Source organism: Nocardia sp. NBC_00403 (genome assembly GCF_036046055.1).
Classification (GTDB): Bacteria; Actinomycetota; Actinomycetes; order Mycobacteriales; family Mycobacteriaceae; genus Nocardia.
In genome coordinates, this window is sequence record NZ_CP107939.1 from 1774847 (window position 1) to 1787494 (window position 12648).

Annotated in this window: 12 protein-coding genes; 6 read left to right on the forward strand and 6 right to left on the reverse strand. The window is 66.5% G+C overall.

Annotated features, from left to right (window positions below):
* Positions 1-38 precede the first annotated feature (38 nt).
* From OHQ90_RS07760 to OHQ90_RS07770, 3 genes are read right to left on the reverse strand one after another with little or no spacing between them, the layout of a single operon-like run.
* Positions 39-1181 carry an acyl-CoA dehydrogenase family protein gene (locus tag OHQ90_RS07760; protein WP_328408647.1) on the reverse strand — a complete coding sequence of 381 codons (1143 nt, stop codon included), beginning with the start codon at positions 1179-1181 and terminating at the stop codon, positions 39-41.
* On the reverse strand, positions 1181-2068 hold the full coding sequence (locus tag OHQ90_RS07765; RefSeq protein WP_328408649.1) for an enoyl-CoA hydratase: 888 nt from the start codon (positions 2066-2068) through the stop codon (positions 1181-1183). The genes OHQ90_RS07760 and OHQ90_RS07765 overlap by 1 nt, the downstream gene beginning before the upstream one ends.
* Positions 2068-3621, reverse strand: a complete 1554-nt coding sequence (locus OHQ90_RS07770; RefSeq protein ID WP_328408651.1) for a FadD3 family acyl-CoA ligase — start codon at positions 3619-3621, stop codon at positions 2068-2070. Before OHQ90_RS07770 ends, OHQ90_RS07765 begins: the two co-directional genes overlap by 1 nt.
* Before the next feature lie 97 nt (positions 3622-3718).
* Between OHQ90_RS07770 and OHQ90_RS07775 the strand changes: the two genes are divergently transcribed.
* From OHQ90_RS07775 to OHQ90_RS07795, 5 genes are all read left to right on the forward strand, one after another.
* The gene (locus OHQ90_RS07775) at positions 3719-4909 is read left to right on the forward strand and encodes an acyl-CoA dehydrogenase family protein (RefSeq protein WP_328408653.1); all 1191 of its coding nucleotides are present in this window, start codon (positions 3719-3721) and stop codon (positions 4907-4909) included.
* Positions 4906-5715 (forward strand): SDR family oxidoreductase, encoded by an 810-nt coding sequence (locus tag OHQ90_RS07780; protein WP_328408655.1) that lies wholly within the window; start codon positions 4906-4908, stop codon positions 5713-5715. Before OHQ90_RS07775 ends, OHQ90_RS07780 begins: the two co-directional genes overlap by 4 nt.
* Positions 5716-6863: 1148 nt before the next feature.
* Entirely contained in the window at positions 6864-7598 is a 735-nt protein-coding gene (locus tag OHQ90_RS07785) for a hypothetical protein (RefSeq protein ID WP_328408657.1), read from the forward strand.
* 102 nt (positions 7599-7700) lie between these two features.
* Positions 7701-8309 (forward strand): TetR/AcrR family transcriptional regulator, encoded by a 609-nt coding sequence (locus OHQ90_RS07790; RefSeq protein ID WP_328408658.1) that lies wholly within the window; start codon positions 7701-7703, stop codon positions 8307-8309.
* Positions 8310-8317: 8 nt separating this feature from the next.
* A complete protein-coding gene (locus tag OHQ90_RS07795) occupies positions 8318-9502 on the forward strand; it encodes an acetyl-CoA C-acetyltransferase (RefSeq protein WP_406235800.1) in 1185 nt (394 codons plus the stop codon).
* Between the two features lie 213 nt (positions 9503-9715).
* Here the strand turns inward: OHQ90_RS07795 and OHQ90_RS07800 are convergent, their stop codons facing one another.
* Complete coding sequence (locus OHQ90_RS07800) at positions 9716-10090, reverse strand: cupin domain-containing protein (protein WP_328408660.1); 375 nt, start codon at positions 10088-10090, stop codon at positions 9716-9718.
* A gap of 32 nt (positions 10091-10122) precedes the next feature.
* A complete protein-coding gene (locus OHQ90_RS07805) occupies positions 10123-10497 on the reverse strand; it encodes a cupin domain-containing protein (protein ID WP_328408662.1) in 375 nt (124 codons plus the stop codon).
* A gap of 83 nt (positions 10498-10580) precedes the next feature.
* Here OHQ90_RS07805 and OHQ90_RS07810 point away from each other — a divergent pair, with 83 nt between their 5' ends.
* Positions 10581-11027, forward strand: coding sequence for a MarR family winged helix-turn-helix transcriptional regulator (locus OHQ90_RS07810; RefSeq protein WP_328408664.1), 447 nt, complete (start codon positions 10581-10583; stop codon positions 11025-11027).
* Between the two features lie 508 nt (positions 11028-11535).
* On the opposite strand, the gene OHQ90_RS07815 is transcribed toward OHQ90_RS07810, so the two are convergent.
* Positions 11536-12627 carry an NAD(P)H-dependent flavin oxidoreductase gene (locus OHQ90_RS07815; RefSeq protein WP_328408666.1) on the reverse strand — a complete coding sequence of 364 codons (1092 nt, stop codon included), beginning with the start codon at positions 12625-12627 and terminating at the stop codon, positions 11536-11538.
* Positions 12628-12648 lie beyond the last annotated feature (21 nt).

Here is a 12648-nt window from a genome sequence, read left to right on the forward strand (position 1 = left end):
ACGCGATTGCCGCGTCGTCGAAGCAGACCGATGCACACTCATCGGCTGCTCCCTCTCGGTAGTCCGAGCAGCCGCTCGGCGATGATATTGCGCTGAATCTCGTTGGTGCCCGCGTAGATCGGGCCCGACAGCGAGAACAAATAGCCGTCGGTCCACCGGCCGGCCCGCTCGGCGGCGGCGCCGAGTACCTCCAGCGCGGTTTCGTGCATGGCGATATCGAGTTCGGACCAGAACACCTTGGTGATCGAGGATTCCGCGCCGAGCTTGCCACCCTCGTTCAGCCGGGTGACCGTCCCGAAGGTGTGCAGCCGGTAGGCCTCACTGCCGATCCAGGCGTCCACCACCGCATCCCGCTGCGTGGTGTTGGTGCGGTCGCCTTCGTCGAGCCACAGATCGATCAGCCGCTGTGCGGTCGCGCTGAACCGGCCCGGGCTGCGCAGCGAAAGCCCCCGCTCGTTGCTGGAGGTGCTCATAGCCACCCGCCAGCCGTCGTTCGGTTCTCCGATGACGTCGCGATCGGGCACGAAGACGTCGTCGAGGAATATCTCGGCGAAGCCGGGCTCGCCGTCCAGCTGGGGGATCGGGCGCACCGAGACACCGTCGGCCGTCAGCGGGAACATCATGTAGGTGAGCCCGCGGTGCCGCTCGGCCTCGGGATCGCTGCGGAACAGCCCGAATGCCCAGTCCGCGAACGATGCTCGCGAACTCCAGGTCTTCTGCCCGCTCAGCAGCCAGCCGCCCGTGGTGCGGCGCGCGGTGGAGCGGATGCCCGCCAGGTCGCTACCCGCCTCGGGCTCGGACCAGGCCTGCGCCCAGATATCGTCGCCGCGCGCCATCCGCGGCATGATGCGGTCGAGCTGCTCTGGGGTGCCGTGCTCGAAAAGTGTCGGCGCGAGCAAGAAGATGCCGTTCTGGCTGACGCGTCCCGGCGCGTCCGCGGCGTAGTACTCCTGCTCGAACAGCACCCACTCCAGCAATGAGGCGTCGCGGCCGCCGTATTCCGGTTGCCAGGAAACGACCGAAAGGCGCGCGTCGGCGAGGGTGCGTTCCCATGCGCGGTGCGCCTCGAAGCCGGCCTTCGTATCCATCGAGGGCAGCGGCTGCTCAGGTTTGTTGGTGGCGAGGAATTCGCGGACTTCCCGCTGGAATTCCTGGGTCGCCGTATCCAGATCCAGATCCACTACGTCGTTCCGTTCTGCTCGGCGGTGCTCGCCGTCGCCTTCATGGATTTTGCGTTCATGCCGCCCAACGAGTCCGCGCCGACCTCGGCGTTGTGGGCGTGGGCGAAGTGGTGCAGGCCGAATACCGAGTCCATGCCCGCACGCATGCCCATGAGGTCCTCGGCCTGATTCACCGCCTTCTTGGTCAGTGCGAGCCCGAATCGCGGCATGGTCGCGATCTTTTCGGCGAGCGCCAAGGTCTCGGCCTCGAGTTCGACACGCGGCACGACCCGGTTGACCATGCCCCACTCCTTGGCCTGGGCTGCGCCGAACCGGTCACCGGTGAACAGGAACTCCTTGGCCGCGCGCGGTCCCATCACCCACGGATGCGCGAAGTATTCGACGCCCGGGATGCCCATGCGGACAACGGGATCGGAAAAGAAGGCATCGTCGGAGGCGATGATCAGATCGCACACCCAGGCCAGCATCAGCCCGCCCGCGATGCAGGCGCCCTGCACCATCGCGATGGTCGGCTTCGGAATCTCGCGCCAGCGGCGGCACATGCCGAGATAGACCTCGAGCTCACGCGCGAAGCGCTGATCGCCGCCCACCTTGTCGACGTGGTCCCACCACAGCGCGGCCTTGTTCGGGTAGCGCACGTGGTGATCGCGCCCCGGTGTGCCGATGTCGTGTCCGGCGCTGAAGTGTTTCCCGTTGCCCGCCAGCACGATCACACCGACCTCGTCGTCCTCGACGGCGCGTTCGAAGGCGGCGTCGAGGGCGTAGGTCATCACCGAGTTCTGCGCGTTGCGGTAATCCGGTCGATTCAAGGTGATGATCGCGACCCGGCCGCGCCGTTCATAGGTGACGACGTCTCCTTCGTCGGGAACACCGGCTTCGTCCGACATTACGACTTCTCCTCACGTAGTTGACGCTTGAGCACTTTCCCGGCGGCGCTGTAGGGCAGCTGATCGCGGAATTCGATGAGCCGCGGCACCTTGAAGTTGGCCAGCACGGTGGTTGCGTGCGCGAGAACCTGGTCTTCGGTCAGGGCGGATCCCGGCTTGCGGACCACGTAGGCCTTGCCGACCTCGCCCATCCTGGTGTCCGGCACGCCGATGACCGCGGATTCGGTGACGCCGTCCAGCCGGGCGAGTGCCTGTTCCACTTCCGCCGGGTACACGTTGAAACCGCCCGAGATGTACATGTCCTTGAGCCGGTCGGTGATCTTCAGATAGCCGCGCTCGTCGAGCGTGCCGATGTCGCCGGTGTGCAGCCAGCCGTCGGCATCGATGGTCTCGGCGGTGCTTTCCGGATCGTCCAGGTAGCCGAGCATCACGTTCGGGCCGCGCAGCAGTACTTCACCGTCGGGGCCCAGGCGCAGCTCGAAGTCGGCGATCGGCCGTCCGCAGGTGCCTGCGATGGTCGCCGCGTCGTCGTCCGCACGGCACATGGTGCCGAATCCCGCGGCCTCGGAAAGGCCGTAGCCGGTGATGACCACATCGAAATCGAGCTCCGAACGCATCCGCTCGACCAGCACCACCGGCACGGTCGCCGCGCCGGTGACCGCGACCCGCAGCGTGCTCAGGTCGAACTTGTCGCGATCGGGGAAGTCGAGAATCGTCTGATAGATCGTCGGCGGGCCCGGCAGCACCGTGATCTGCTCGTCGCTGACCAGCCGCATGGTGGCAGGCACATCGAACACCGGCTGCGGGATGATCGCCGCGCCGGTGACCAGGCAGGCCAGGATGCCCGCCTTGTAGCCGAAGTTGTGGAAGAACGGGCTGACGACGAGATAGCGGTCGGTGCCCGCGAGGGTGGTGCACTCGGCCCAGGCTCGCACCACCGACAGCGCTTGCCGATGCGCGACCAGGGTGCCCTTGCTGCGTCCGGTGGTTCCCGAGGTGAACAGGATGTCGGAGATGTCGTCGGGGGCGACGGCGAGCGCGCGCTTTTCCGCCTCGGCGACGGTGACGGGTTCCGCGGCGGCGGGCAGCTCCGACCAGTTCAGCACGTTGTCGCCGGCGGCCGTTGTGCCCGGTTCCACGGGGATGACGACCACGGTGTCGATAGCCAATTCCGGTGCTGCCGCGCGTAGTTCGGCGAGTCGATCGCGCCCGAGGAAGGTGCCCGCGATGAACAGCGCCTTCGCGTCGACCCTGGCGAGCACATCGGCGGCCTCGTCGGCGACGTAGCGGGTGTTGAGCGGCACGAGGGCCGCGCCCGCATAGTGGGCGGCCAGCGCCGCGATCACCCAGTGATGGGTATTGGGTGCCCACATGGCGACCCGGTCGCCTGCTTGCACCCCGCGCGCGATCAGTGCTCGCGCCACCTCCTGGACCGACGTCAGCAACTGCGTCCAGTCGAGCCGGACGTCGCCGTCGCCGACGGCGGGTGCGGCACCGAACGTGCGTGCGGCGTGGTGCAGTGCCAGCGGTGTCGTTTGAGCAGGGGTTGTCACGGTTGTCCTCACCGTCGGTGCGGTCATTTGATGCCGATACTCAGTCAAAGTCATCAGGCTCTAACAAAGCAAGTGCTTGGTAGGTTATCCTACCGGCGTGGTTGCGATCCAGACCTCAGATTCCGACACTGCCGCACAGGACGCGGGCTTTTCCGCAGAAGTGCGCCAGTGGTTGGACGAAAACCTCAACGGAGAATTCCGCGAGCTGCGCGGACTAGGCGGGCCGGGCCGGGAACACGAGGCGTTCGACGAACGCCTCGCCTGGGACCGGCACCTGGCCGCGTCCGGCTGGACCTGCCTCGGCTGGCCCAAGGAATACGGCGGCCGCGAGGCGTCCGTGCGGCAGCAGGTGATCTTCCACGAGGAGTACGCCAAGGCCAATGCGCCCGCCAGGGTCTCGCACGTCGGCGAGGAACTGCTCGGGCCGACGGTCATCGCCTTCGGCACTGATGCGCAGAAGGCTCGGTTCCTGCCGGGCATTCGCAATGTCACCGAACTGTGGTGCCAGGGCTACTCGGAACCGGGCGCGGGCTCCGACCTGGCGGCCATCACCACCACCGCTCAGCTGGATGGCGACGAATGGTCGATCAACGGCCAGAAGATCTGGACCTCGCTGGCCCACGTCGCCGACTGGTGCTTCGTCATCGCACGCACCGAACGCGGCTCCACGCGTCACAAGGGCCTTTCCTACCTGCTGGTTCCCATGAAACAGCCGGGTATCGAGGTGCGCCCGATCATCCAGCTGACCGGAACCTCGGAATTCAACGAGGTCTTCTTCGACAACGCGCGCACCGCCGCGGACCTGGTGGTCGGCGCGCCCGGCGACGGCTGGCGCATCGCGATGGGCACGCTGACCTTCGAACGCGGCATCTCCACGCTCGGTCAACAGATCAGGTTCGCCCGCGAACTCGCCGATGTCGAGGCGCTCGCCCGACGCACCGGCGCGGCCGACGATCCACTGATCGCCGACCGAATCGACAAAGCTTGGGTCGGACTGCGTGTGCTGCGCGCCCACGCACTGCGCACGATGGAAGGCACCGGCGCCGACGACGGGGGACAGGCGTCGGTCTCGAAGCTGTTGTGGGCCAACTGGCATCGCGGTCTCGGCGAACTCGCCATGGCGGTGCTCGGTCCCGCCGGCCTGGTCGCCGACGAGAACGATCTGAACGAATGGCAGCGGCTGTATCTGTTCACCCGCGCCGACACCATCTATGGAGGTTCGAACGAAGTGCAGCGCAACATCATCTCCGAGCGCGTGCTCGGTCTGCCACGGGAGGCGCGTCCATGAGCGACAACACCGCACGGCCGCTGTCTGTTGCACCCGAGCCCATCCCCGGCCACGGTCTGTTGACCGGCCGGACTGCCGTCGTCACCGCCGCGGCAGGCACCGGAATCGGTTCGGCCACGGCACGCAGGCTGCTCTCGGAGGGTGCCGATGTCGTCGTGTCCGATTGGCACGAGCGGCGTCTTGCCGAGACCGAGGTCGAGCTGAAGGCCGAGTTCCCGGATCGCCGGGTGGCGTCGATCGCCTGCGACGTGCAGAGCACCGAGCAGGTCAACGAGTTGGTGCGCGGCGCGGCAACCGCATTCGGCCGCATCGACATCATGGTCAACAACGCGGGCCTCGGCGGCGAGACCCCGGTGGTCGATATGACCGACGAACAGTGGGACCGCGTCCTCGACATCACCCTCAACGGCACCTTCCGCTGCACCCGCGCGGCGCTCGGCTACTTCCGCGATGCGGGCCACGGCGGTGTGATCGTCAACAACGCAAGCGTTCTCGGCTGGCGTGCCCAATACGGCCAGGCGCACTACGCCGCCGCCAAGGCGGGCGTGATGGCGCTGACCCGATGCAGCGCGATCGAGGCTGCCGAACTCGGTGTCCGGATCAACGCGGTGGCCCCGAGTATCGCGAGGCACGCTTTCCTGGACAAGGTCAGTTCGACCGAATTGCTCGACCGTCTCTCCGAAGGTGAAGCGTTCGGCCGAGCCGCCGAGCCGTGGGAAGTCGCTGCGACCATCGCGATGCTGGCAAGCGACTACACCTCCTACTTGACCGGTGAAGTCGTCTCGGTCAGCAGTCAGCGCGGTTGAGCTGTGTTTTTTGGCAGCGCCTTCGGCGCTGCGTGTTCGCGGCCCCCTTGGTCTCGCTTCCGAGCCGTCGAGACTCGCGACTTCGTCGCATGCGCTTCGACGGCTCGGAAGCGAGACGGGCCGCGAACTCTAGTGCTCGGTCTCGCTTCGCTCGGAAGACATCATCGTGCCGAGTGGGGGCGTTGGTAGTTGAGCTTGCGACTTTGGTTTAGGCGATTAGGCGGCTGTAGAGGTGGGATACGCCCCGAACTCTGGTGCTCGGTCTCGCTTCGCTTGGAAGGTGTCGTCGTGCCGGGTGGGGGCGTTGGTAGTTGAGCTTGCGACTTTGGTTTAGGCGCTTCGGCGGCTGTAGAGGTGGGATACGCCCCGAACTCTGGTGCTCGGTCTCGCTTCGCTTGGAAGGTGTCGTCGTGCCGGGTGGGGGCGTTGGTAGTTGAGCTTGCGACTTTGGTTTAGGCGCTTCGGCGGCTGTGGAGGTGGGATACGCCCCGAACTCTGGTGCTCGGTCTCGCTTCGCTTGGAAGGTGTCGTCGTGCCGGGTGGGGGCGTTGGTAGTTGAGCTTGTGACTTTGGTGGATGGTCTTGGGCTGCTGTGGAGGTGGGACGGGGCTGTGGACTCTGGTGCCAGGTCTTGCTGCGCTCGGAAGGCGTCATTGTGCCGAGTGGGGGCGTCGGTTACTGAGGTTGTGACTTCGGTGGATGCGTCTCGAGCGCTTCCGGCATGAGACGGGCAGCGCACTCTGGCTCGGTATCACTGCGTTCGGACGGTGTCATCGTGCCGAGCCGGTGCGTAGGTAGCGGGGCGTGCGACTTCGGGTGGGCGCTTGGGTTGCGCAGGGGGTAGGTGGGCGGTGATCTCGAGTGGTGAGCCTCGCTGCGTGTCGAAGGCCTCATCGCGCAGATAGGGTGCCTCGGGTTGATGCTTGCGACCTTGCTGGATGCGTTTGTGTCTGCCCCAGGCGGCTGTGGAGGGCATGCGTAATACACGCTTTTCGGTGGCTGTCGGTGCTTGAATGCGATCGCATTCCGACCTCTGGGCTTTGCTGCAAAGCGGGCGTCTGATCAGGGAAAAAGGATGGCGCGTTGTGTCTGCGGGTGTGCCATGCTGAATGTGGTCGGATCCCGCACTCCCCAAAGGGGCGATGGCTATGGGCTTGGATCGCCCACTTGCCCGCGAGCAACTGGAACTCGAATTGGTGCGCGAAGTGGTACTGGCCAGGCGTCGCCTGGACAGCTTGGTGCTTGCCGCGCTGACTCTGGGCGCCGAACTGATGGATCACTTGTCCGAGCGGGCGACCGCCACGCGGGCCGCGCAGATCCTGGAACGGTATGCCGTCGACGAGAGCGAAGTCGCGCGCGATCCGCGCGGCGCGTTGCGCTCGGATGTAGCCCGCGATAACGCACGGGCCTGCCGGATCGGGCTCAGCGTCGAGCCGGGTAAACCCGCCTCCGAACACGATCGGCGCAGACAGCGGCAGAAAGCGCTGCTGTGCGAGGTGCGTGCTGATCTGCTGGAGGTGGTCAGCAAGTGCAGGAAGTTCCGATTCGATCGTGTGACGTTCGCGGACGAGATCGCGCAGGGGCTGTGCGCCGCGACCGACAAGCTGGTGGTCGGTGCGGATATGGACACCTATCAAGCCTGGCAGCGGGGCATGGTGCTGAAGCTGAACGAGGTGCCGGTGCCCTTCGGGCCGCCACGGGTGATGGCGACCGTGGATGCCGGGCCAGGGCGCGGTCAGCTCATCGTCGAGTGGGACAGCTGTGAGCGCCGTCTTGCCCTGGTCGCGCGGATGGCACGCGCGGGGATCTCGCCTGTGGTGATCTGCGACCGGTTGCTTGCGGACCTGTCGGTCTCGTCGCCGCTGCGGTATTCGGAGCGCTGATTAGCAGGTGCGGCGTGGTCTGCACGGCCTGCCACCGGCTGTCGGAGTAACCGGAGGGCGTGTCGTCTCGACCAAGCAAATGCTTGGTTGTATTATGACGACGTGACCGCACCAGACGCCTCGAAATCAGCACGGCGCAATGAACTGCTCGCACTGGCAGCCCAGCTGTTCGCCGAGCGGGGGCTGCGCGCGACCACTGTGCGCGATATCGCCGATGCGGCCGGAATCTTATCGGGGAGCCTCTACCACCATTTCGATTCCAAGGAGTCGATGGTCGACGAGATCCTGCGCGACTTCCTCGACGACCTGTTCGGGCGCTACCGGGAGATCGTCGGTTCCGGGCTCAGCTCGCGAGACACCTTGGAAGCCTTGGTACTTGCCTCCTACGAGTCCTTCGACCGCTCGCATGCGGCCGTCGCGATCTACCAGGCCGAGGCCAAGCGCCTGCGCGGCTCGGAGCGGTTCACCTATATCGCCGACTACAACCGCGAATTCCGCGAGCTCTGGCACCGAGTACTGACCAGCGGTGTGCAGGACGGCAGCTTCCGGCCCGAACTCGACGTCGAGCTGGCCTACCGCTTCCTGCGCGACACCGTGTGGGTCGCGGTGCGGTGGTACGAGCCGGGCGGCGCGATCACCGTCCAAAACCTTGCCAAGCAATACCTCACCATCGTGCTCGACGGGCTCACTGTGCCCGAGTCCACCAAGTAGGAGATTCCATGTCTGCACCTGCCCGCCGTCCCTACGCCCCGCTGCGCGATGCCTACGTGATCGACGCGGTGCGCACACCGGTCGGCAAGCGCAACGGCGCACTGGCCGCCGTGCATCCCGCCGACCTCGGCGCGGCCGCATTGCGCGGACTGCTGGACCGCACCCCGATCGACCCGGCGGTCGTAGACGATGTGATCGTCGGCTGCGTCGACAACATCGGCCCGCAGGCGGGCAATATCGGCCGTACGGCGTGGCTGACTGCCGGATACCCGGAGGAAGTCCCCGGCGTCACGGTCGACCGGCAATGCGGATCTTCCCAGCAGGCCATTAATTTCGGCGCCCAGGCCATCATGAGCGGCACCGCCGAGGTGATCGTCGCGGGCGGCGTGCAGAACATGAGCGCAATCCCGATCTCGGCGGCGATGCTCGCGGGCAAGGAGTACGGGTTCGATTCCCCCTTCGTCGGGGCCACCGGCTGGGATCATCGCTACGGCACCGGCGAAGTGTCGCAGTTCAACGGCGCGCAGCTGATCGCCGACAAGTGGGACATCAGCCGGGAAGACATGGAGCGCTGGGCTCTTCGCAGCCACGAACGGGCGCGCGATGCCATCAAGAACGGTCGCTTCGACAACGAGATCGTGCCCGTCGGTGACTTCTGGATCGACCAGTGCCCGCGCGAAACCACGCTCGAGAAGATGGCGTCACTGCCCGTGCTCGCCGAGGGCGGCACGCTGACCGCCGCGGTCGCCAGCCAGATCTCCGACGGCGCGAGCGCGACGCTGCTGGCCTCCGAATGGGCCGTCGAGGCATACGGTTTGAAGCCGCGCGCGCGCATCCACCACGTCAGCGCCCGCGGCGCCGATCCGATCATGATGCTCACCGGCCCCATCCCGGCGACCAAGTGGGCACTGGAGAAGTCCGGCCTGACCATCGAGGACATCGATGTGGTCGAGATCAACGAGGCATTCGCGCCGGTCGTCCTCGCGTGGCTGAAGGAGATCGGCGCGGACCCGGAGCGGGTCAATGTCAACGGCGGCGCAATCGCCCTCGGCCATCCGCTCGGCGCCACCGGTGCAAAGCTTTTCGCCACCCTCCTCAACGAGCTGGAACGCGTCAACGGCCGCTACGGCCTGCTCACCATCTGTGAAGGCGGCGGCACCGCGAACGCCACCATCATCGAACGCTTGGGCTGAGCCCGCCGGCCTACTGAGCAACCGAAGGCCGCCCCTTGGCGCCGATTCCAAGGGGCGGCGTCGATCTTTGTGCGCACCTCCGCCCCATCGAGATCAACAACACCTCACTGCGGCATCGCACGAGCGGGAATTCGCATGCTCGGCGGGCAGTAGCTCGAGTGCCAGGCCTGTTCAGTCCGCGAATTCGACAGCTACTCGGCCGGCGACCGCGGGTCAGCGCGCCCAGGGTGCGACGACTGGCGGCTGACCGGGAATGAGCCCCTGCCCGCCGACGGGCAGCATCACGACGGCCTCGAACGGTTCATCGCTCGGATTAGACATGGCGAATAGCTCGTGTGCGGGCACGATGAGTGCGTCTCCGGCTTCCACGGTGAGGATTTCGCCGCCTAGGGTGACGGTCATCGTGCCGGACAGTGCGATGAAGATCTCCTCGCGATCCAAGGCATGCGCCGGCGCGTCGACGCCCGGTTTGATGGTGAGTCGCCACGCGCTGTTCTCGGTGGACCCGCGGCTGGGTGCGGCCAGGCCGACGAACGCGGCGTGTTCGTTCTCGAATCGAGGGGCGCGGTCGGCGGTGATATGTGGCATGACTCTCCTGTGTAGTCGATTGTGTGCGTTGACTATTGGGCCCAGGGTGGGCTCACTCGGTCGCCACCGGGCGTTTGGGCGTAGGCGCCCACCGGCAGGATCGCCACCGCCTCGAACGGTTCGTCGCCTGGCACGGACACTCGGAAGACGGTGTGGGCCGGGATCACCAGTGCGTCTCCGGCGCGGAAGTCGTAGGTTTCGCCGTCGATGGTGGCGCGGGCCTTGCCGGCGAGGGCAATAAAGATCTCTTCCCGCGAGACCGCGTGCTCGTGGCCGGGATTGCCCGGGTGCATGGTGAAGCGCCAGACGCTGTTCTCGGTGGAGCCGCGGCTGGGTGCGGCCAGGCCGACGGCGGTCATGAGGGGAGCGTCGAAGATGGGTGCGTCGGCGGATTTGATGAGTGGCATGCTGTGACTCCTAGCATTAAACCAAGGTGTTCAACTCTGGTGTACAACTAGAGTTGAACATATTGCCGGGAGGAGAGTCAAGGATGGATTTCGGCGTCCTGCTCGGGCAGGCGTATCAGGCGTTCGTCTGGGAGCTGCACGCGCATCTGGCCGAGCGCGGCCATCGCATGCTGGGCGCCTCCTACGGCTACGTGTTGCGCACGTTGTCCGAGAACGCGCTCACCGCAAGCCAATTGGGGGAGCGCCTCGGGATCACCGCGCAGGGTGCGGCCAAGATCGTCGACGAAATGGTGCGGCACGGCTACGTGGAGCGGCGCCCGGATCCGGCGGACAAACGCGCCAAACTGCTGTGCCTGTCGGACCGGGGTCGCGACACGCTGGACGCTGTGCGGGAATTCCACGCCGAGTACGAGCGAAGGCTGGTCGCGCGGGTGGGTGCAGACCAGGTCGCGACGGTACGGGCGGTGTTGGGTGAGATCGTCGGCACGGCAGTGGATTCCGGCGCGGAGCGGACCTTCCGGCCGCGATGAGGCCCGCTGTGCGCGCATGTCGGCGGCGGTGATGAGCACAGGGGCGTGCGCTGCGGCGGCCACCGTCGAAGCGACGGCTGAGCGGCGAATTACGCGGCAAGGGCTCTGCTCGCGGCGACCGCTCCGGAGCGTTTCGATGCGATGGGGTGGTGTCGCCGGGTACTGGTGGTGTCGACGGACGCTGATGGGGACAGGGCTGCTCGGAGGTCTTCGTAACGTGGGTGCCGGGCGTTGACGCTTGATGCCAGGATCGCCCTGGTTCACCCACCGCTCGGGCAGCTCCATGTGGGCTCACGACCAAGTAGCGGGGGAGCATCGGCTGCCGGAAGTACCCAGGGCGGGTCCGGATCGCCCGGCGTCACCGAGCGCGACCAGCAGCCGAGTGGCACATGGTGGAGAGGATTTCCCGGCTGTTGCCGTAGCGATGTGCCACTCGTGACGTACGAATAGGCCGCCCCCGGACGGCAGGATCGGGAGCGGCCCTCGTCAATCGAAGGGGGTCTTTCGGTCAGGGCGCGCTCGGAGTGACTTTGTGGTGCTCGGTGAGTGCGGTGATGGCGTCGATTCGTGCCACGGCGTCGACGATGATGCGGTCGATGAGTTCCTGGCAGGTGGGCAGGTCGTCGATGATGCCGGTGACCTGGCCTGCGGCCAGGACTCCCGCGTGGGTATTGCCCTCGACGAGGCCCGCGCGCAGCAGCATCGGAGTGTTGGCGGCCATGACGACCTGGGACCAGGTGAGGTCCTTGGCCTTTCGCATGGCGAGACCGTCACGGACCAGGGTCGACCACTTCATACCGGTCATACCCTTGAACTTTGCTGCGTTGGAGACTGCGGCGGCCAGGCCGCGCCAGCGGCCCGAATGCTCCAGGCGCTGCACCAATTCCGTATTCAGCACCCGGTGCGGCATGCCGTCGACCTTGAGGGAGACCACTGTGTCCTGAAGCTGCCTCGCCAGGTACTCCTGCTTGACCGCATCGGGCACGGTGCTCTCCTGCGTGAGCAGGAAACGGGTGCCCATCGCGACACCTGCCGCGCCGTAGGCCAAGGCGGCGGCCAGGCCGCGCCCGTCGAAGAACCCGCCCGCCGCGACAACGGGAATGTCCACGGCGTCGAGCACCGAAGGCAGCAGCAGGGTGGTGGCGACCGGGCCGGTGTGCCCGCCGCCCTCGCCGCCCTGCACGATCACCGCGTCCGCGCCCCACGAGGCGACCTTCACGGCATGCTTCGCCGCGCCGATCGACGGAATCACCACGACCCCAGCATCTTTCAGCTTGGCGATGAGGTCCTGTTTCGGCGCGAGCGCGAACGATGCGACCGCCACCTTCTCGCGGATCAACAGGTCGATGCGCTCGCCTGCGTCGGTCGCGTCGGCGCGGATGTTCACGCCGAACGGTTTAGCGGTCTGCGCCTTGGTTTTCGCAATCGCCGCTTCCAACTCCGCGAAGGTCATGGTCGCCGAGGCGAGAATGCCGAGACCACCGGCGTTGGCGGTGGCCGACACCAGACTCGGGCCCGCCACCCAGCCCATACCGGTCTGCACGATCGGGTGCTCGATGCCGACCAGTTCGGTCAGCGGGGTTCGCAATGGTCCACTCATGACTCCACCTCCTCGACGCCG